This window comes from Actinacidiphila paucisporea (assembly GCF_900142575.1).
GTDB classification, from domain to species: Bacteria; Actinomycetota; Actinomycetes; order Streptomycetales; family Streptomycetaceae; genus Actinacidiphila; species Actinacidiphila paucisporea.
Window position 1 is genome coordinate 16,104 of record NZ_FRBI01000022.1, and the last position, 18,879, is coordinate 34,982.

An 18,879-nucleotide genomic window follows, 5' to 3' on the forward strand; every position below is an offset into this window, starting at 1 on the left:
AGCACGCAGCCTCGGGTGGGAAGTGGAGCCGGGGACGGGCTCCTGGGGACTTGGCGGGACGCGGGCCGGCGGGCGGGCGGCGGGGCCGCCCGGCTACACGGCCATTCCGTAGACGATGGTGAACAGCGTGCCGAGCGAACCGATGATGAACACGCCGGTCAGTCCGGCGATGATCAATCCCTTGCCCTGCTCCGCGCTGAAGGTGTCGCGCAGCGCGGTGGCGCCGATCCGTTGCTTCGCCGCACCCCAGATCGCCATGGCCAGGCACAGCAGGATCGCCACCGCCATAACCACCTCGATCATCACACGTGCTTCCTGGCCGAGGGACCCGAAAGGCCCCCAGTCCGGTGCGATGCCGCCGATGATGGTGTTGATGTCGCCCTTGGGGGCTGCCACGTACATTGAACTCACCACCCCGCTCTGTCAGTTGGCTCCCCTGCCGGGGCGCAAGGGGCCAGCATCTATCTTGACCGACGTTTCCGCTGTTGCACGTCGCTGAGCGACTTTCTCGGCGGATCGTCCGTGTGATCCGGTCCGGAGCCGTCAGACTGGTACGCGGACCGGTGTTCGATGGGACATGGATGACTACTCTGTGTATCACGAGCATAACCGCAGGGCAACGAGGGGAACGTGCGTTCCCGCAAGGTGACGGCGGTGCGGTGCGGCGGTGCGGTGCGGCGGTGTGGTGACGGCGGTGCGGCGGACAAGGTGCGCAAGGGGAGGCGGCGCTGATGGCGCGTAAGGTCTGGCTGGCCGTCATCTTCGGCGGCGGCCTGTTCTTCTCCTTCATGGCCCTGCTGGTGGTCGGGACGTACTCGGCGGCCGCGGGCCTGGCCGGCGGCGGGTCGGGCGGCGCGGTGCGGCTGGCCAAGGGCGCGGTGCCCGACGTCTACCAGCCGATCGTGCAGAAGTGGGGCAATCTGTGCCCGGCGCTCAATCCGGCGCTGCTGGCCGCCCAGCTCTACCAGGAGAGCGGCTGGGACCCGCGGGCGCAGAGCGGCGCGCAGGCGCAGGGCATCGCCCAGTTCATCCCCGGCACCTGGGCCACCCACGGCATCGACGGCAACGGCGACGGCAAGGCCGACGTCTGGGACCCGCAGGACGCGATCCCGTCGGCCGCGACCTACGACTGCGACCTGGCGTCGTACGTGAAGAACGTCCCCGGCGACAACACCGACAACATGCTGGCGGCTTACAACGCCGGGGCCTATGCCGTGATCCAGTACGCCGGGGTGCCGCCGTACGCGGAGACGCGCAATTACGTGAAGACGATCCGCACCCTGGAGAAGAGCTTCGCCGCGCCGGTCGGGGCGGTGGCGCCGTCCCAGCAGGCGGCCGGGGCGATCTACTTCGCGCAGACCCGGATCGGCACCCCGTATCTGTGGGGCGGCGAGGGGACGGCGGCGCAGGGCGGGCGGTTCGACTGCTCGGGGCTGACGCGGGCGGCGTACGCCTCGGTCGGCATCACCCTGCCACGGGTCGCCAACGACCAGTGGAATGCGGGCGCGCACCCGGGCAGGAACGAACTGCTGCCCGGCGACCTGGTCTTCTTCGCCAACAACCTGAACGATCCGCGCTCGATCCACCACGTCGGGCTCTACGTCGGCGGCGGCTACATGATCGACGCCCCGCACACCGGCGCCGTGATCAGGTTCGACCGGATCGACAGCACCGACTACATCGGCGCCACCCGGGTCACCCAGGCGGGCGCGGCGGCGCTTCCGGTGGCCGCGGCCTGAACAGGGCGTCACCCACTGGCCTGAGCTCGGCCTCTGCGGAGGCCCGCCGGTCACCCTTGGATAACAGCATGGTGATCTTCTGGCGAAGACCGGAACGCTACGTAGCGTATCGACCGTTGTACAGGCGACAATGGATTGGTACGCAAGCGACGGGGGTTGCGGACGTGTCGATCCCTGAGGCACGGTCAGTTGCTAGTGGTAAGGGGCACCACCGCCATGGCAGAGGTCGCGAGCGACAGTACGAACCCCGACATCACCCTGCTCCGCTCCATCAACGATCTCGCCAAGCAGGCGCCGCACGGCGTCGACCGGGCGGTGGAGGTGGCCGGCGGGTACGGCCTGGTCGCCCTGACCGCGCTGCTGGCCGGATGGTGCTGGTGGCGGGTCGCGAGGCGGTCCGCCGACGCGGCTGCCGCGGTCGCCGGAGTCGTGTGGGCGTGCCTCGCCGCCGGCGCCGCGCTGCTGCTGAACATCCCGGTACGCGCGCTGGTGCGGCGCCCCCGGCCGTACGTCGACCACGACGGCCTCGACGTCCTGGTGCGCGGGCACCACACCGCGGCCTTCGTGAGCGACCATGTGGCGCTCACCGCGGCGGTCGCGGTCGGCCTGTTCATGGTCAGTCGCAAGGCGGGCGCCGCCGCCATAGGCCTGGCCCTGGCCGAGGGCTTCGCCCAGGTCTATGTGGGCGCCCACTACCCGACCGACGTCATCGGCGGCTTCGCCCTCGGCGCCGCGACCGTGCTGCTGCTCGCCCCCCTCGGCCTGGCCCTGCTCACCGCACTGACCACCCGGCTGACCCGCACCCGGGCGGCCTTCCTGGTCGTGGCCCGGCCCGCGCCCGCCCGCAGGCCGCCGCGCACCGCCTCGCCCCACCACTGGCACAGCGCCGACGACAAGGACCTGGCGGCCTAGGCGTTCAGGCGTCAAGGCGACTTCCGGCCGTTCGTACGGCGTGGGCGGCCCCCCGCGGTCACGGCGTCACAGGGCCTGCGGGAAGTCGAAGAGGCGCTGCGGGTCGAGGGTGTGCTTGAGGGACGCCAGCCTGCCGGCGTTCTGCCCGTAGTAGGCGGTGCGCCAGTCGGTGAGGGCCGGGTCGGTGTAGTTCTGGTAGGCGCCGCCCGAGGCGTAGCGGCGCATCGCGCTGTGGGTGGTGTCGAGCCAGGAGGTCGTCGACAGGGCGTCGGAGGCCAGGTATTGGGCCAGGAAGCGCGACCCGCGGTGGCTGAAGGCGGTCGCGGTGGGGGAGACCCGGTTGACGGCGCCGCCGAGCGCGGTCAGGGCGATGCTGCCCGCGCCGCCGCCCGACGCGCTCGCCAGCCGCTCGACCTGCGCGAGCAGGGCGCTGATACCGGCGGACGGCAGGTTGGCGTCGTAGAAGTCGGAGCGCGCGGTGTACGTCTCGCGTCGCAGCCGGCCCGCGGGGGCCAGATGGCACTGGGCCGCGGACAGGCCCGCGCAGCCCGCGTAGGAGAAGGTCGCCTCCAGGTAGCTGTGCGGGTGCAGTGAGACCGAGGAGGCGGGAGCGCCGGCCGCGTCGGCGAGCCGGCCCGCGGCGGCGGACAGGTCGGCCCGCGAACCGGTGGACAGCATCGGGACGGACACGGTCGGCGAGCCGCCGGGCGCGCAGTCCAGGTGCAGCGCGGACCACAGGTGGTCCGGCTGGTCGGGCCCCCAGCCCTGCCAGCCGGCGATCACGTCGGCGGCCCGGCTCCACGGCCACGTCAGGTAGCCGGTGACGACCTGGGGCACCGGGTGGGTGGCGAAGCGCAGCGAGGTGACGACGCCGAAGTTGCCGCAGCCCGCGCCCCGCAGGGCCCAGAAGATGTCGGGTTCGTGGTCGGCGGAGACCTCATGGGTGGTGCCGTCGGCGGTGATCAGGGTGGCGCCGATCAGGTTGTCGCATGTCAGGCCCATGGACCGGCTCATCACGCCGTGCCCGCCGCCCAGGGTGAGCCCGGAGACGCCGACGGAGGGGCAGGAGCCGGCCGGGATCGTCCGGCCGTGCCCGCCGAGGGTGGAGTAGACGTCTATGAGCTTGGCGCCGGCGCCGACGGTGGCCGTGGTGCCGTCCATGCGGATCGTGGCGAGCCGGGAGACGTCGATGACCAGCTTGCCGTCGCCGCTCGACCAGCCGGCGTAGGAGTGGCCGCCGCTGCGGATGACCGGCACGGTCGCGGTGCGGTGGGCGAAGTCCAGGCAGCGGCGGATGTCGTCGGCGTCGTCGACGTAGGCGATGGCGGCCGGGCGCAGGTGGTCGAAGCGGGTGTTGTAGAGCCGCCGGTCGGTGGCGTAGGCCGCGTCCTGCGGGCGTACCAGCCGGCCGTGCAGGGCCGCGCCGAGCGCGCGCCAGTCGGGGGCGACCGGCGAGAAGGCCGGGTCGGGGGTGCGGGAGGGTGCCGCGGTGGCCGTACGCGGCGAGGGCGCCTTGCCGTCGCCGCCGGAGTTGCCGCCACCGCCGCCGGGACCGCAGCCGGTCAGCCAGGCCGCGGCAAGGGCGCCGCCGCCCGCCGTGAGCGCGGTACGCCGCCGCACCCGGGTCGGGGACAGGGGCCGGGGGGCCGGAACGTCCACTCGTTTCACCGCCGCAATCAGGGGGGACTCTGCCTCTCCTAGACGTGGCGGAGGGCATTCCGGTTGCGGCCGGGGGCAGGTGTGCCGATCAGTCTCCGCCTCTGCACGACCGGCCTTCCTGCTCCCGCTCTCCGCGGACGGCCTCGTTCCTCGGCCGGCCGCTGCGGGCGCTCGGGCGTCAGTCCTGGGTGTGCGCCCGTGCGTCGCGTCTGGCCCGGTCGCGGGCCCGGCGGGCGGGGCCCGTCCAGCCGCACGAGCAGCGGGCGCTGGCGAAGGAGCCGCGTTCCACGACGGAGGTCCGGTGGTCGCCGGCCGCCGGCTCCTGACCGGGAGGCAACTTCAGCACCCCACCACGGTAACGGGCGTGACGGGCCGCTTCCGACCGTCGTTACCGAGGTGGGGCCCAGGCGCGGACAGGGATGGTTCAGTGATGGTGGCGGCGATGGCCAGGCGGCGGCTCGGGCGTGCGGCGACGGCGCTGGCCGCGGCGGGGTGCGCGGTGGCCCTGGTCGCCGGGTGCGTGGAGCACGGGGCCGCGGCCGACACCGGGTCGGGCGGCGCCAAGGACGCGGGCGGCGACCCCGCGGCGGCGGTACGGAACGCCGCCGACGCGCTGGTGCGGGCCGGCAGCTCGCGGGTGGACACCTCGATGCGGATGGCCAGCGGCGGCACCTGGGTCACCGTCGAGGGCACCGGCCGCTTCGACTACGCCGGGCGGCGGGGCGAGCTGACGCTGAAGCTGCCCAGGGACGCCGCGGGGGCGGAGGAGCACCGGCCGGTCATCGAACTGCTGACGCCGGGCGCCCTCTACATGAAGGACCGCGGTGAGGGCGTGCCCCCGGGCAAGTGGGTGCGGGTGGACACCACGACGCTGCCCGACGGCAACCTCGTCACCGGCGGCGCGACGGAGCCGCTCGCCGCCGCCGAACTGCTGCGCGGGGCGCGGGCGGTGGTGCTGGTCGGACCCGGGACGGTGGGGGGCACGGCGGTACGGCACTTCCGCGGCGTCGCGGACATCGCGCGGGCCGCGAGCCTCGCCGGCCCGGGGGAGCCGGGCGCGCTCGCCGCCGCGGCCAGGGGCTTCGCCGTGACCCGGGTGCCCTTCGACGCGTGGCTCGACGCGGACGGGCGCCTGCGCCGGCTCACCGAGCAGTTCACCTTCGGCGGCAGGGGGCGGGGGGTCGGGGTGCTGTCGACGACGTCGTTCTACGGCTTCGGCGCGCTGGTGGCCGTCGCCATGCCCCGGGGTGGCGACATCTGGACCGGCAAGATCGTTTCTCCCGGCTGAGCGGACCCGGGGCGGGGGGCCAGGAAGGCCGGGGGCCAGGAAAATGGTCCATACGTGCCATGCGCCGGGGCAAGGGGGTCCCTACGCTGGATGGCGGCCGTTGGACGGGACGCTTGGCGGAGGAGGTGGTGCGGAGATGGTGCCGTCGCCCGGGGCAACAGTCCAGGACGACCCCGTGGCCCTCGCCGAGATCGAGCTGTGCGGGGAGCTGATCATCGCCGCGTCCACCGCTGACGAGGAGCGGCTGAGCTTCGCCCGTATCGACGAGGTGCTGGAAGTCGACCGCCCTTAGGCCGCCTGGCCGCCCGCTTCCTGGGCCGCATCGGCCCCCTGAGCCGGCACGGAGCGCTCGGGTCCGGTCTAGGTCCGCAGCAGGCGCGCTATCGCCGCCGTCGCCTCGGCGACCTTCTCGTCGATCTCCGGGCCGCCGCCGGCCGCCGCGGCGGCGACGCAGTGCCGCAGGTGCTCTTCGAGCAGTTGCAGTGCGAAGGACTGCAGCCCCTTCGTGCTGGCCGAGACCTGGGTCAGGATGTCGATGCAGTAGACGTCCTGCTCGACCATCCGCTGCAGCCCGCGGATCTGGCCCTCGATCCTGCGCAGCCGTTTGAGGTGGGCCTCTTTGTCGTGGCTATAGCCATGCGGGCCCGGCGGCGACACAATCTCGTCTGCTGATCCCGTTGTTGAATCCGTCACTGCCGTCTCCGTCATCCCGCCCGCCCTCTCTGTCCCCTTATACCCCTGGTGGGTATATCTTACCGAATCGACACCGTGTGCGACGCATCCCCCGTCCGGGGGACGCTGTCCCATGGGCGACACTGGGTGACGCCGGTTAGCTGTGGCCGGATGTTGCGCCTAGCATCAACGAGACCGACTCCGATGTATCCCGAGGAATCCACGTGCGCTTTCGCCTGACCCCCAGGGAGACGAGCTTCTACGACATGTTCGCCGCGTCCGCGGACAACATCGTCACCGGTTCGAAGCTCCTCATGGAACTGCTCGGAGCCGATTCGGCTACCCGGATCGAGATCGCCGAGAGGATGCGGGCGGCGGAGCACGCGGGCGACGACGCCACCCACGCGATCTTCCACCAGCTGAACTCCTCCTTCATCACCCCCTTCGACCGGGAGGACATCTACACCCTCGCCGGCCTGCTGGACGACATCATGGACTTCATGGAGGAGGCCGTCGACCTGGTCGTCCTCTACAACGTCGAGGAGCTGCCGAAGGGCGTCGAGCAGCAGATCGAGGTACTTGCCAGAGCGGCGGAGCTGACCGCCGAGGCGATGCCGAACCTGCGGACCATGTCCAACCTCACCGAGTACTGGATCGAGATCAACCGGTTGGAGAACCAGGCCGACCAGATCCACCGCAAGCTGCTCGCCCAGCTCTTCAACGGCAAGTACGACGCCATCGAGGTGCTCAAGCTCAAGCAGATCGTGGATGCGCTGGAGGAGGCCGCGGACGCGTTCGAACACGTGGCGAACACGGTGGAGACCATCGCGGTCAAGGAGTCCTGACCCACGTGGACACCTTCGTGCTGGTCGTCACCGTCCTGGTGGCGCTCTTCTTCACCTACACCAACGGTTTCCACGACTCGGCGAACGCGATCGCCACCTCGGTCTCGACGCGTGCGCTGACCCCCAAAGCGGCGCTCGCCATGGCCGCGGTGATGAACCTGGCCGGCGCCTTCCTGGGCAGCGGCGTGGCCAAGACGGTCAGCCAGGGGCTGATCGCCACCCCGCATGGCCGATCCGGCATGGCCATCCTCTTCGCGGCGCTGACCGGCGCGATCGTCTGGAACCTCGTCACCTGGTATTTCGGGCTGCCGTCGAGTTCCAGCCACGCGTTGTTCGGCGGCCTGGTGGGCGCGGCGCTCGCCGGCGGAACGACCGTCCACTGGTCGGGCGTGGTCGACAAGGTCATCGTGCCGATGTTCCTGTCGCCCGTCGTCGGCCTGGTCCTCGGCTTCCTGATCATGCTGGCGATCCTGTGGTTCTTCCGCAGAGCCAACCCGCACAAGGCCAAGCGCGGCTTCCGTATCGCGCAGACCGTCTCGGCGGCCGGCATGGCGCTGGGCCACGGCCTGCAGGACGCGCAGAAGACGATGGGTGTCGTCGTGCTCGCGCTGGTCATCCACGACCCGTCCAAGGGCTTTGGCATCCCGATCTGGGTCAAGTTCGTGTGCGCGGCGATGATGTCGCTGGGTACGTACGCGGGCGGCTGGCGGATCATGCGCACCCTGGGCCGGCGGATCATCCACCTGGACCCGCCGCAGGGCTTCGCCGCCGAGACGACGTCGGCGTCGATCCTCTACGCGACCTCGTACATCTTCCAGGCGCCGGTCTCCACCACCCACGTCATCACGTCCTCGATCATGGGCGTCGGCGCGACCCGCCGGGTCAAGGCGGTCCGCTGGGGCGTGGCCAAGAACATCGTGGCGGGCTGGTTCATCACCATGCCGGCTGCCGCGCTGGTCGCCGCCGCCTGCTATTACCTCGTCAAGCTGGTCTTCGGCTGACCCGCCGGGTCCCGGAGACGAATCAGGCCCCGCCCCCCTGTGACAGGGGAGCGGGGCCTGCGCCCTGCGGTGGCACCGCCATGCAGCACCGCACGGCGGTCCTGGTTATCCGAAGCGGCCGGAGATGTAGTCCTCGGTGGCCTGCACGGACGGGTTGGAGAAGATCCGCTCGGTGTCGTCGATCTCGATGAGCCTGCCCGGCTGGCCCACCGCCGACAGGTTGAAGAAGGCCGTACGGTCCGAGACGCGGGCGGCCTGCTGCATGTTGTGGGTCACGATGACGATGGTGAACCGGGTCTTCAGCTCGCCGATCAGGTCCTCGATGGCGAGGGTGGAGATCGGGTCGAGCGCGGAGCACGGCTCGTCCATCAGCAGCACCTGCGGCTCGACCGCGATGGCGCGGGCGATGCACAGCCGCTGCTGCTGGCCGCCGGACAGGCCGGAGCCGGGCTTGTTCAGCCGGTCCTTGACCTCGTTCCATAGGTTGGCGCCCGTGAGGGACTTCTCGACGATGGCGTCCAGCTCGTTCTTCCTGCGGACGCCGTTCAGCTTGAGGCCGGCCGCCACGTTGTCGTAGATCGACATGGTGGGGAAGGGGTTCGGGCGCTGGAAGACCATGCCGACGGTGCGGCGGACGGTCACCGGGTCGACGCCGCTCCCGTAGAGGTTCTCGTCGTCCAGCAGCACCTTGCCCTCGACGCGGCCGCCGGGGGTGACCTCATGCATGCGGTTCAGGGTGCGCAGGAAGGTCGACTTGCCGCAGCCGGACGGGCCGATGAAGGCCGTCACGGAGCCGGGCTCGATGGTCATCGAGATGTCGTCGATCGCCTTGAAGGCGCTGTAATACGCGGACAGGCCGCTGATGTCGATTCGCTTGGCCATGGGGATCACTTCTTTTCTGCGGGCGGTCGCTGACTGCTGGGGGTGGCCGCGTCAGCGACCGGCCTTGGGCGCCTTCCAGCGGGAGATGAGCCGGGCGATCAGGTTCAGGATCATCACGAACGCGATGAGGACCAGGGCGGCGCCCCACGCGCGGTCGTAGCTGGGCTGGTTCCCGTTGTTGTACTGCTCGAAGATGTAGTACGGCAGCGAGGACTGCGGGTCCTTGAACGGGTTGGTGTTGATCGCGGCGCTGCCGAAGACCAGCAGGGCGATCGGGGCGCTCTCACCCGCGATACGCGCGATGGCCAGCATGATGCCGGTGGTGATGCCGCCGACGGCCGTCGGCAGGACCACCTTGACCGTCGTGCGCCACTTCGGGACGCCGAGTGCGAGCGAGGCCTCGCGCAGCTCGTTCGGGACGAGCTTGAGCATCTCCTCGGTGGAGCGCACCACGACCGGCATCATCAGCAGCGCGAGCGCCAGCGAGCCGGCGAAGCCGGACGCCGGTGCCTTGTTGAAGGCCACGAACCAGACCGACAGGATGAACAGGCCGGCCACGATCGACGGGATGCCGGTCATGACGTCGACGAAGAAGGTCACCCACTTGGCGAGCCTGCCCTTGCCGTACTCGACGAGGTAGATCGCGGTGAGCATGCCCAGCGGGGCGGCGATGACGGTGGCGATGCCGACCTGCTCCAGGGTGCCGATGATGGCGTGGTAGACGCCGCCGCCGGGCTGGATGGTCAGCACGTTGTTCATCGAGTGGCTCAGGAAGGTGCCGTCGACGATGCCGGCGCCCTTGCTGATCGTGGTCTCGACCAGCGAGTACAGCGGGATGACGGCCAGGATGAAGCTCGACCAGACCAGGCTGGTGGCCACCCGGTTCCTGGCCTGCCTGCGGCCCTCGACCCGGGCGGTGATGGCGTACGAGCCGGCCACGAAGAGTGCCAGGGCGATCAGGCCCCACTGGATGTGGCTGCTCAGGCCGGCGCCGGCGCCGATCGCCACGGCTGCCACGATCGCGCCGGCGGCGATGGCCGGCGGGCTCCAGCGCGGCAGGTGGCGGGAGGCCAGGCGCGGGGAGGCGGGCCTGCCGGACGCCTGCTTGGCGTCCATGATCGTCTCGCTCATGCGTTGGCCCCCGAGTATTCCTTACGGCGCTGGATGATCATCCGCGCGGCGCCGTTGACCAGCAGGGTGATCAGGAAGAGCACCAGGCCGGAGGCGATCAGCGCGTCCCGGCCGAAGTCGTCGGCCTCACCGAACTTGGCGACGATGTTCTGCGAGAAGGTGCCGCCGACCGGGTCCAGGATGCGCGCGGACAGGACCGGCGAGGCGGACAGCACGGTGGCGACCGCCATGGTCTCGCCGAGCGCGCGGCCCAGGCCCAGCATGGAGGCGCTGATGATGCCGGAGCGGGCGAAGGGCAGCACCGACAGGCGGATGACCTCCCAGCGGGTCGCGCCGAGCGCGAGCGCCGCCTCCTCGTGCATCTTCGGCACCTGGTTGATCACTTCGCGGCTGACGTTGGTGATGATCGGCAGGATCATGATCGCCAGCAGGATGCCCACGGTGAAGAGCGAGCGGGCCGCGGAGTTCGGGTCCTGCTTGTGGAAGATGTAGGTCCAGCCGAAGTAGTCGTCCAGCCAGAGGTTGACGCCTCGCAGGTGCGGCACCAGGAAGAGGGCGCCCCACAGGCCGTAGACGATGCTGGGGACCGCGGCGAGCAGGTCGATCACGTAGGCGATCGGGCCGCCCAGGCGGCGCGGTGCGTAGTGGGTGATGAACAGCGCGATGCCGATCGCGATGGGCACGGCGATGGCCATCGCGATGACCGAGCTGACCACGGTGCCGTAGGCCAGGACCGCGATGCCGAAGACCGGCGGGTTCAGGCTCGGCGTCCACTCGAAGGTGGTCAGGAAGTTGCCGTGGTCCTTGGAGATGGCGCTGACCGCGCGGACGGTCAGGAACAGCGCGATGGCGGCCATCACGATCAGCAGCAGGATGCCGGAGCCGCGGGCCATACCGGCGAAGATGCGGTCCCCGGGGCGGGAGACGGTCCTCGCGACCCGGTGCGGTTCAGGTGTGGTCGGGGGCGGAGCGGTGGTTGTCATGGTGTTGTCTCCGGTCTGGGTGGGGGAGCGGGCTCCCCCGGCGGCGGTGCACCGGATACGCGGAGGGTCCCGCGGCCACGGGCCGCGGGACCCTCCGCGCTTCGATCAGGAAAGGGCGGAGATGGTGGTGCGGACCTGCGTGGCGATCGCGGTCGGCAGCGGCGCGTAGCCCGCGTCCGTGAGCTTGGCCTGGCCGGCGTCGCTGGCGATGTAGTTCAGGAAGGACTTGGTCAGGGCCAGGGTGTCGGCCTTGTTGCCCTTGTCGCAGGCGATCTCGTACGTCACCAGGACGATCGGGTAGGCGTTGTCCGCCTTGGTGGTGTAGGCGGCGCTGAGGTCCAGGGCCAGGTCGGGGGCGGTGCCCTTGACCTTCGCCTGGGCGATGCCCGCGGACGCGTTGGCGGTGGTGGCCTCGACCGGGGCGGCGGCACCGGTGTTGATCTTGACCGTGGGGATCTGGCTGGCGGTCGCGTAGGACAGCTCGAAGTAGCCGATCGAGCCCTCGGTCTGCTTCACCAGCGCGGCGACACCCGCGGACTTCGCGGCGGCCTGGCCGCCCTTGGCGGCCCACGCCTTGGCGTGCTCGTACGGCCAGTCGGCCGGCGCGGCGCCCTTGAAGTACTTGGTCAGGTTGTCGGTGGTGCCGGAGTCGTCCTGGCGGTGGACGGACTGGATCTTCGTGCTCGGCAGGTTCACGCCCGGGTTGAGCGCCTTGATGGCCTGGTCGTTCCAGGTGGAGATCTTGCCGTTGAAGATCTTGGCCAGCGTGGAGGCGTTGAGTACGAGGTTGTTCACGCCGGGCAGGTTGTAGCCGACCGCGATCGGGCCGCCGACCATCGGGATGTTGATGCCCGTGCCGCCGGTGCAGACGCTCTTGGACTTGGCGACCTCTTCGGGCTTCAGCGGCGAGTCGGAGCCGGCGAAGGCGTCCGTGCCGTTGTTGAAGTCGATGATGCCCTCGCCGGAGGAGGACGGCTTGTAGTTGATCGTGGCGCCGCTGCACGCCTGCTGGTAGTCCTTGACCCACGACTCGATCGCGTTCTGCTGGGCGGTCGAACCCGAGGACAGGAGCTTGCCGGTCGCGCAGGAGATGCCCGCCGCGTTGCTGCCGGTGCCGCTCGACGCGCTGTTCGAGCTGCTGGCGGAGTTGCTCGGCGTGCTGCCGCTGTTGTCGTCCGAACCGCAGGCCGACAGGACGAGCGCACCGGTAATCGCGACCGCGCCGACGGTCAGGGCCCGCAGCCCGCTCTTACGCTGAAGCTTCACCTTCGTGTGTTCCTTCCGAGAGCCCGCCGGATGGACGGCGAAGCAGAGAGTTGTGGTTCTGCGTGCTCCGGCGGCTGGTGCTCACCGGTAAGGCCGAAATTAGGCAGATCAGGTGAAGCGACCAACGGAAGAGGGTGAACTGCGGGTGAACCTCACCCGTCAGCACGGTGCCGTCCCTTTCAGCGGGGCGAGAGGTACGTACGTGTCCCCTGTGCAAGGGGCAAGAGGCCCTAGGCGAGTGCCCGCACGAGCGCGTCGACGAGGGGGCGGTCGCGGTCGTGGGTGAGGCGGTGGCGGGCGGTGGCCGGGGGGAGCCAGGCCATGGCGTCCACTTCCTGGTTGGCGACGAAGTCGCCCGCGTGGGCCCGGGCGGCCCAGTAGCGGACCTCCTTGGGGCGGCCGCCGACCAGGTAGTGGGTGACGGCCAGCGCCGGGCCCAGGTCGCAGGCCAGGCCGGTCTCCTCGCGGGTCTCGCGCACCGCGGCGTCGGAGAAGGCCTCGCCCCGTTTGAGCTTACCTTTGGGCAGGCTCCAGTCGTCGTAGCGCGGCCGGTGGATCAGGGCGATCTCGATGCCCGCCGGTGCGGGGCGCCAGAGCACCGCACCGGCCGCCAGGACGGCCGCGCTGTCGCCGCTCACAGCCCGCGCGGCCCCGGGATCGCGGCCTGCCACAGCCGGGAGAAGGCGAAGCGGGCCGCCTCGACCTCGTGCCGCTGGTCGGCGTGCAGCACGCCGAGCGCGTAGGCGGTCGCCGGCGCTATCCGCGGGGTGCGGGCGGCCGCGGCGACCGCGGACGCGGACTCGGCGGCCTCCCGGTGCCGCTCCAGCAGCCCGGCCGCCTCGGCGAGCCGCTGCCGGTCGGCGGCGTCGCCGTCCTGCCGGGCGACCTCGGCGGCGTAGCGGCTCAGCCGCAGCAGCACGCGGACCTGGTGCCAGGGCGCGTCCTGGAGGTCGGCGGTGAGGTCGGCGCCCAGCGAGGCCTGGACCGCGTCGGCGTTGTACGGGTGCGCCGCCCGGTGCAGCGGCAGCGCGGCCGCGGCGTCGGCGAACCGCCGGTAGGCCTGCGAGGCCAGTGGCGGCATGGCGGTGCGTGCCGGGGCCGCGGCGGCGGGCGCCAGCGGCACCTCGGAGACCAGGACGGCGATCGCGTCGGCCAGCGCGTGGAAGCGGGACGAGCCCATTGCCTGGAGCGACGCCGAGTGCGCCCGGGTCCTCGCCAGGGTCAGCTGGCGTTCGAGCAGCGCGCCCGCGCGGGCCGCGCCCAGCGCGAGCGGGCCGCCGGAGGGCGCGGGCGCCGCCGCGCCACCCACCGCGACGGCCGGCTCGTCCGCCGCGACCGACAGCCGCCGCAGCGCGCTGAGCAGCCGGGCCAGCCGGGTGGCGTACTGCGGCTCGCGACCCAGCGTCGTGGTCAGCCAGCCCAGCTCGGTCCGCAGCGGCTCGGCCCAGGAGGGGTCGGTCAGCGGGGCGTAGATGTGCAGGGCCCCGCCGATCCGGCGGGCGCTGCCGCGCAGCAGCGCGTCGGCCTCGGCCTCGTTGCCACCGCGCAGGCTCAGCGCGCGCAGGAAGGCGGCGGCGCGCTGGTGCAGGTAGCGGGTGAGCACCTCGCCCGCGGTGCCGCCGAGCGGCGGCGTGGCGTCGTACGCTTCGGCGTTCATGCTGGCGCTGGTCCCCGTGTCCCCGTTGTCTGCCGGTGCGCTGCCGCCGAGCGCGGGCAGGCGTTGCGGCCTGGCTCTGGTCGGTACCGCGGACGGGGGCGGATGGGCGGGCGGGCCGCCGCCGTCCGGCAGGGTCTGGCTGTGCTGCGACGGCAGCCGGTCAGGTAGCTGCTGATGGGCCACGCCGGCGCCTCCGGGCGTCGATGAGCATCTCCTGGACGTTGCGCAGCGGGCGCCCCTCGGCGTCGGTGCTGTGCCGCGTCCAGTTGCCGTCAGCCGCCAGGTGCCAGGAGGACGTGGTGTCCGACATCCCGGTCTCCAGCAGGCGGTTGAGGGTGGCGCGATGGGCCGGGTCGGCGACCCTGACCAGCGCCTCGATGCGGCGGTCGAGGTTACGGTGCATCATGTCGGCGCTGCCGAACCACACTTCGGGTTCGCCGCCGTTGCCGAACGCGAACACCCGGGAGTGTTCGAGGAATCGGCCCAGGACACTGCGGACCCTGATGTTCTCCGACAGCCCGGCAACCCCCGGGCGTACCGCGCAGATCCCGCGGACCCAGATGTCCACCGGGACGCCGGCCTGCGAGGCCCGGTAGAGCGCGTCGATCAGCGCCTCGTCCACGATCGAGTTGACCTTGATGCGGACGAACGCGGGCTTGCCGGCCCGGTGGTGCTCGATCTCCGCCATGATCCGGGTCACCAGGCCGTCCCGCAGGCTGCGCGGCGCGACCAGCAGCCGGTTGTAGGTGGCGCGCCGCGAGTAGCCGGACAGCCGGTTGAACAGGTGCGAGAGGTCCGCCCCGACCTGCGGGTCGGCGGTCAGCAGGCCCAGGTCCTCGTAGACCCTGGCCGTCTTGGGGTGGTAGTTGCCGGTGCCCACGTGGCTGTAGCGGCGCAGGGTGTCGCCCTCCTGCCTGACCACCAGCGAGAGCTTGCAGTGCGTCTTGAGGCCCACCAGGCCGTAGACGACGTGGCAGCCGGCCTCTTCGAGCTTCCTGGCCCATTTGATGTTGGCCTGCTCGTCGAAGCGCGCCTTGATCTCGACCAGCACCAGGACCTGCTTGCCCGCCTCGGCCGCGTCGATCAGCGCGTCCACGATCGGCGAGTCGCCCGAGGTGCGGTAGAGGGTCTGCTTGATGGCCAGGACGGCCGGGTCGGCGGCCGCCTGGTCGAGGAAGGCCTGCACGGAGGTGGAGAACGAGTCGTACGGGTGGTGCAGCAGGATGTCCCGCTCCCGCATCGCCGCGAAGATGTCCGGCGGTGACGCGGACTCCACCTCGGCCAGGTCGCGGTGGGTGCCCGCGATGAAGCTGCCGAACTTCAGCTCGGGCCGGTCCAGCCGCGCGATCGCGAACAGGCCGGTCAGGTCCAGCGGCCCGGGCAGGGGGTAGACCTCGGTGTGCTTCATCTTCAGCTCGTGCACGAGCAGGTCGAGCACCCGGGGGGCGATCGACTCCTCGACCTCCAGGCGCACCGGCGGCCCGAAGCGGCGCCGCATCAGCTCCTTCTCCAGGGCCTGCAGCAGGTTCTCGGCGTCGTCCTCCTCGACCTCCAGGTCCTCGTTCCTGGTCACCCGGAACATGTGGTGGTCCAGGACGTCCATCCCCGGGAAGAGCTCCTCCAGGTGCGCGGCGATCACGTCCTCCAGCGGGACGTAGCGCTGCGGGCCGGCCTCCAGGAAGCGGGACAGGATCGGCGGCACCTTCACCCGCGCGAAGTGCTCGTGGCCGGAGACGGGGTTGCGTACCACCACCGCCAGGTTCAGCGACAGGCCGGAGATGTACGGGAAGGGGTGCGCCGGGTCGACGGCCAGCGGGGTCAGGACCGGGAAGATCTGCTGCCGGAACAGCGTGGCGAGCCGCGCCTGCTCCTTGTCGGTCAGCTCGGCCCAGCGGATGACGTGGATGCCCTCGTCGGCCAGCTGCGGGGCGATGTCGTTCTGGAAGCAGGCGGCGTGCCTGGCCATCAGCTCGCGGGACCTGGTCAGGATCAGGTCGAGGACATCCCTGGGCTGCAGGCCCGACGCGGAGCGGGTCGCCACCCCGGTGGCCATGCGGCGCTTGAGGCCGGCGACCCTGACCATGAAGAACTCGTCGAGGTTGCTGGCGAATATCGCCAGGTAGTTCGCGCGTTCGAGCAGCGGGGTGGCCGGGTCCTCGGCCAGTTCGAGCACCCGCTCGTTGAAGGCCAGCCAGCTGCGCTCCCGGTCCAGGAAACGGCCTTCGGGCAGCTCCTCGCCGAATTCCTCGCTGGCCGCGTCGAGCCCCGGCGGTTCGGGTTCCAGGTCGGGTACGACCCGCGGCCGGAAGGTGCCGAACGCGTCGGTGGTGCCCTCGGCCTGCCCCGACCGGGGCTGGGCCGGGACGCTGGGGCGATTCGTCTGGGCCATGGTGTGCGAGCCCTCCTCCGGTTGCGGCACGTCGTCCACGCGGCCGACACCCCCCGTCAGGCGGCCAGCAGCCGTCGCTCCATTGTCTCGTGCCACGGGGGGTTTCGGCAGGTCGGGCCGGGGTGGGTGGTGGGGGGCAGCGGGCTGCATCCTGAGATGCTCGCAAGGGCGGTTGAACCGCCGGTAACGGGAGCATGGCCGTCAGGCAAGCGCAGCGCCTCCGGCGAGGGTGATCTTGCCCCGGGGCGCGCCCCCGTATCCGTCCCGCGGTACGTCGCCCGGCTGCCGCGCCCGCGGGCCTAGGTCTCCGAGCGGTACATCAGGTCGACCTCGTAGGTGGAGAAGCCGAGGCGCTCGTACACCGACAGGGCGGCGGGGTTGTCGGCGTCGACGTAGAGCAGGACGCCCGGGAGGCCGCGGGCGGCCAGGTGGCGCAGGCCGATGGTGGTCAGGGCGCGGCCGAGGCCGTTGCCCTGTTCGGTGGGGGCGACGCCGACGACGTAGACCTCGCCGAGGCCGAGGTCGGCGTGCACCTTGGTCCAGTGGAAGCCGACGAGGGCGGAGCCGCGGAAGGCCAGGAAGAAGCCGGCGGGGTCGAACCAGGGTTCGGCCATACGGTCGGCGAGGTCACGCTGGGTGAGCGAACCCTGCTCCGGGTGGTGGGCGAAGGCCGCCGCGTTGAGGGCGAGCCAGTCCGCGTCGTCCTGTCCGGGCCGGAAGGCCCGCACGGTCACCCCCTCGGGCAGCACCGGCTCGGGAAGGGGGCCGTCCAGCGGCATCCGCAGCTGGCGCAGCTCGCGGAAGAGCTTGAGGCCGAGCAGCACGGACAGGTGCCGCGCCGCGGGGTGGCCGCCGTGCGCCCACACCCGCAGCCGGCGCCCGGTGGCGGCGAGCAGCGTGTCGCCGAGGGCCCGCCCGTGCCCGTGCAGCCGGTGCTCGGGCCGGACGACGAATTCCGCGGCGGGCGCCTCGACGGGGTCGGACTCCTCGATCTGCCCGTATCCGGCCAGCTCGTCACCGGAGTACAGCAGCAGGTGCCGTACGCCCTCCCGGCCGCCGCCGCGCACGTGCAGCCGGCCCTGCTCGGACACCGCCGGCTGGCCGTCCGCCGCGGCGGCGCCGGCGATCAGGTCGAGCACCGCCTGCGCGGTGTCGGCGGGGAGGTCGGTCAGGGTGTCGATCCGCCGGTCGGTCATGCCGGAATCGTACGGGGCCGGTCCGGCTCGGAGCGGGCGGGCACCGCTCGTGCCACCGGGATGATCGCGGCCGACACGCAGGCCGTGACGGCGGCCAGGGCGAATCCGGGCCAGTAGGCGGTGGCGGAGATGACCGCGGCCATGACCGGCGGCACGACCGCGGCGGTCAGGTTCTGGCCGGTGTTGTGGACGCCGAGGGCGCGGCCCGACCAGGCGGGCCCGGCGTGCTCCGCGGTGGACGTGAAGGACAGGCCGTTGGTGCTCGACGTGATCGCGATGGCGGCCACCAGCGTGGCGGCGGTCAGCGGCGAGGGGAAGGCGGTGCTCAGCGCGGCGCAGGCGACCACGGCCGCGGTGACCACGGCCAGCAGCCGCATGGGCCGCAGCCGGTCGCCGACCCGGTCCGACCAGCGGCCGACCAGGATGCGGGAGACCGCGCCCAGACCCTGGCCGACGGCGATCAGCTGCCCGGCGTGCACCGCGGACCAGCCGCGTACGTCCACCAGCAGCACCAGCGCGAAGGCCCCGGCGGTGAACTGCGGGACGACCAGCAGCGCGGCCGCACCGTGGATGCGCCACAGCAGGCGCGAGCCGCGGTAGGGGTTGGGCGCGGGCTCGGCGGACTTCGCGGCGGGCCGCACCGGGTCGGCGGCGAACAGTGCGATCAGCACGGCGATCACCGCGCACAGCACGGCCAGGAAGCCGATGGCGCCCGGCAGCCCGTGCGCCCCGGCCAGCGGCGGCATGGCCAGCGCGCCCAGGCCCATGCCCAGCGGGGTGGACGTCTGCCTGATGCCCATCGCGAGCCCGCGCTCGCTCGCCGCGAACCACCCCATGACCAGCCGCCCGCTGGCCGAGTAGACCGAAGCGCCCGCGGCGCCCGCCAGCACCAGCAGCGCGCCGAGCGCGACCATCCCGTGCGCTCCCCACGCGGCCCCGCCGAGCGCCGCCGCGGCGGCGCCGAGCCCCACCGCGATGACCACCCGCTCGCCCCACCGGTCGGCCGCGGCGCCCCATGCGTACAGCGCGAGCACCAGGCCCGCGGTCGGGCAGGCCACCAGCAGGCCGACCTGGGTGAGGCTCAGGTCCTGCTGCGTGCGCAGGTCGTCGGCGAGATACGGGATCCCGTAGACGAACGCACAGGCCGCGGTCTGCGCGGCGGTCCCCAGCGCGAGCATGATCCAGCGACGCACGGTCGACGCACCTCCCGGTAAGTGGATGGTGCAGGCAAGTATTCGCCTGTTGCCGCGATGTGAGAC

Annotated in this window: 19 protein-coding genes; 6 read left to right on the top strand and 13 right to left on the bottom strand. The window is 71.8% G+C overall.

Annotated features, from left to right (window positions below; all coding sequences use genetic code 11):
* Nucleotides 1-93: 93 nt before the first annotated feature.
* A complete protein-coding gene (locus tag BUE44_RS26485; protein WP_073501518.1) occupies nt 94-402 on the bottom strand; it encodes a hypothetical protein in 309 nt (102 codons plus the stop codon).
* 329 nt (nt 403-731) lie between these two features.
* On the opposite strand from BUE44_RS26485, the gene BUE44_RS26490 reads away from it, so the two are divergent.
* Together BUE44_RS26490 and BUE44_RS26495 are read left to right on the top strand one after the other, a co-directional pair.
* A complete protein-coding gene (locus tag BUE44_RS26490) occupies nt 732-1,739 on the top strand; it encodes a C40 family peptidase (RefSeq protein ID WP_073501519.1) in 1,008 nt (335 codons plus the stop codon).
* Nucleotides 1,740-1,955: 216 nt separating this feature from the next.
* Nucleotides 1,956-2,651, top strand: coding sequence for a phosphatase PAP2 family protein (locus BUE44_RS26495; RefSeq protein WP_073501520.1), 696 nt, complete (start codon nt 1,956-1,958; stop codon nt 2,649-2,651).
* A gap of 66 nt (nt 2,652-2,717) precedes the next feature.
* On the opposite strand, the gene BUE44_RS26500 is transcribed toward BUE44_RS26495, so the two are convergent.
* Complete coding sequence (locus BUE44_RS26500; RefSeq protein ID WP_235002470.1) at nt 2,718-4,310, bottom strand: FAD-binding oxidoreductase; 1,593 nt, start codon at nt 4,308-4,310, stop codon at nt 2,718-2,720.
* Nucleotides 4,311-4,488: 178 nt separating this feature from the next.
* Complete coding sequence (locus BUE44_RS38020; RefSeq protein WP_200804536.1) at nt 4,489-4,656, bottom strand: hypothetical protein; 168 nt, start codon at nt 4,654-4,656, stop codon at nt 4,489-4,491.
* Between the two features lie 84 nt (nt 4,657-4,740).
* Here BUE44_RS38020 and BUE44_RS26505 point away from each other — a divergent pair, with 84 nt between their 5' ends.
* Nucleotides 4,741-5,598 carry a hypothetical protein gene (locus tag BUE44_RS26505; protein WP_235002471.1) on the top strand — a complete coding sequence of 286 codons (858 nt, stop codon included), beginning with the start codon at nt 4,741-4,743 and terminating at the stop codon, nt 5,596-5,598.
* Between the two features lie 136 nt (nt 5,599-5,734).
* Nucleotides 5,735-5,890: a hypothetical protein gene (locus BUE44_RS38025; RefSeq protein WP_200804528.1), complete on the top strand. Its 156-nt coding sequence runs from the start codon at nt 5,735-5,737 to the stop codon at nt 5,888-5,890.
* Between the two features lie 68 nt (nt 5,891-5,958).
* On the opposite strand, the gene BUE44_RS26510 is transcribed toward BUE44_RS38025, so the two are convergent.
* A complete protein-coding gene (locus BUE44_RS26510) occupies nt 5,959-6,306 on the bottom strand; it encodes a metal-sensitive transcriptional regulator (RefSeq protein ID WP_073501521.1) in 348 nt (115 codons plus the stop codon).
* A gap of 188 nt (nt 6,307-6,494) precedes the next feature.
* Between BUE44_RS26510 and BUE44_RS26515 the strand changes: the two genes are divergently transcribed.
* Nucleotides 6,495-7,115 (top strand): DUF47 domain-containing protein, encoded by a 621-nt coding sequence (locus tag BUE44_RS26515; protein WP_073501522.1) that lies wholly within the window; start codon nt 6,495-6,497, stop codon nt 7,113-7,115.
* Between the two features lie 5 nt (nt 7,116-7,120).
* Nucleotides 7,121-8,116 carry an inorganic phosphate transporter gene (locus BUE44_RS26520; protein WP_073501523.1) on the top strand — a complete coding sequence of 332 codons (996 nt, stop codon included), beginning with the start codon at nt 7,121-7,123 and terminating at the stop codon, nt 8,114-8,116.
* Nucleotides 8,117-8,221: 105 nt separating this feature from the next.
* Here the strand turns inward: BUE44_RS26520 and pstB are convergent, their stop codons facing one another.
* The 9 genes from pstB to BUE44_RS26565 form a co-directional block, all read right to left on the bottom strand.
* Complete coding sequence (pstB, locus tag BUE44_RS26525) at nt 8,222-8,998, bottom strand: phosphate ABC transporter ATP-binding protein PstB (protein ID WP_073501524.1); 777 nt, start codon at nt 8,996-8,998, stop codon at nt 8,222-8,224.
* Between the two features lie 51 nt (nt 8,999-9,049).
* Nucleotides 9,050-10,129, bottom strand: coding sequence for a phosphate ABC transporter permease PstA (pstA, locus tag BUE44_RS26530; RefSeq protein WP_073501525.1), 1,080 nt, complete (start codon nt 10,127-10,129; stop codon nt 9,050-9,052).
* Nucleotides 10,126-11,112 carry a phosphate ABC transporter permease subunit PstC gene (pstC, locus tag BUE44_RS26535; protein ID WP_073501526.1) on the bottom strand — a complete coding sequence of 329 codons (987 nt, stop codon included), beginning with the start codon at nt 11,110-11,112 and terminating at the stop codon, nt 10,126-10,128. Before pstC ends, pstA begins: the two co-directional genes overlap by 4 nt.
* A gap of 105 nt (nt 11,113-11,217) precedes the next feature.
* A complete protein-coding gene (gene pstS, locus BUE44_RS26540) occupies nt 11,218-12,378 on the bottom strand; it encodes a phosphate ABC transporter substrate-binding protein PstS (RefSeq protein ID WP_073501527.1) in 1,161 nt (386 codons plus the stop codon).
* A 230-nt stretch (nt 12,379-12,608) separates the two neighbouring features.
* On the bottom strand, nt 12,609-13,016 hold the full coding sequence (locus BUE44_RS26545) for an NUDIX hydrolase (RefSeq protein ID WP_073501612.1): 408 nt from the start codon (nt 13,014-13,016) through the stop codon (nt 12,609-12,611).
* Nucleotides 13,013-14,035 (bottom strand): CHAD domain-containing protein, encoded by a 1,023-nt coding sequence (locus tag BUE44_RS26550; RefSeq protein ID WP_073501613.1) that lies wholly within the window; start codon nt 14,033-14,035, stop codon nt 13,013-13,015. The genes BUE44_RS26545 and BUE44_RS26550 overlap by 4 nt, the downstream gene beginning before the upstream one ends.
* A 160-nt stretch (nt 14,036-14,195) precedes the next feature.
* Nucleotides 14,196-16,424 carry an RNA degradosome polyphosphate kinase gene (locus BUE44_RS26555; protein WP_079190117.1) on the bottom strand — a complete coding sequence of 743 codons (2,229 nt, stop codon included), beginning with the start codon at nt 16,422-16,424 and terminating at the stop codon, nt 14,196-14,198.
* Nucleotides 16,425-16,723: 299 nt separating this feature from the next.
* Entirely contained in the window at nt 16,724-17,620 is an 897-nt protein-coding gene (gene mshD / locus BUE44_RS26560) for a mycothiol synthase (RefSeq protein ID WP_073501529.1), read from the bottom strand.
* Nucleotides 17,617-18,813: an MFS transporter gene (locus tag BUE44_RS26565; RefSeq protein ID WP_235002473.1), complete on the bottom strand. Its 1,197-nt coding sequence runs from the start codon at nt 18,811-18,813 to the stop codon at nt 17,617-17,619. The genes mshD and BUE44_RS26565 overlap by 4 nt, the downstream gene beginning before the upstream one ends.
* Nucleotides 18,814-18,879 lie beyond the last annotated feature (66 nt).

Coding starts and splice junctions, on each gene's coding strand:
- BUE44_RS26485 (WP_073501518.1), bottom strand. CDS start 402: ATGTACGTGGCAGCCCCCAAGGGCGACATCAACACCATCATCGGCGGC.
- BUE44_RS26490 (WP_073501519.1), top strand. CDS start 732: ATGGCGCGTAAGGTCTGGCTGGCCGTCATCTTCGGCGGCGGCCTGTTC.
- BUE44_RS26495 (WP_073501520.1), top strand. CDS start 1,956: ATGGCAGAGGTCGCGAGCGACAGTACGAACCCCGACATCACCCTGCTC.
- BUE44_RS26505 (WP_235002471.1), top strand. CDS start 4,741: ATGGTGGCGGCGATGGCCAGGCGGCGGCTCGGGCGTGCGGCGACGGCG.
- BUE44_RS38025 (WP_200804528.1), top strand. CDS start 5,735: ATGGTGCCGTCGCCCGGGGCAACAGTCCAGGACGACCCCGTGGCCCTC.
- BUE44_RS26510 (WP_073501521.1), bottom strand. CDS start 6,306: ATGACGGAGACGGCAGTGACGGATTCAACAACGGGATCAGCAGACGAG.
- pstB (WP_073501524.1), bottom strand. CDS start 8,998: ATGGCCAAGCGAATCGACATCAGCGGCCTGTCCGCGTATTACAGCGCC.
- pstA (WP_073501525.1), bottom strand. CDS start 10,129: ATGAGCGAGACGATCATGGACGCCAAGCAGGCGTCCGGCAGGCCCGCC.
- pstC (WP_073501526.1), bottom strand. CDS start 11,112: ATGACAACCACCGCTCCGCCCCCGACCACACCTGAACCGCACCGGGTC.
- BUE44_RS26550 (WP_073501613.1), bottom strand. CDS start 14,035: ATGAACGCCGAAGCGTACGACGCCACGCCGCCGCTCGGCGGCACCGCG.
- BUE44_RS26555 (WP_079190117.1), bottom strand. CDS start 16,424: ATGGCCCAGACGAATCGCCCCAGCGTCCCGGCCCAGCCCCGGTCGGGG.
- mshD (WP_073501529.1), bottom strand. CDS start 17,620: ATGACCGACCGGCGGATCGACACCCTGACCGACCTCCCCGCCGACACC.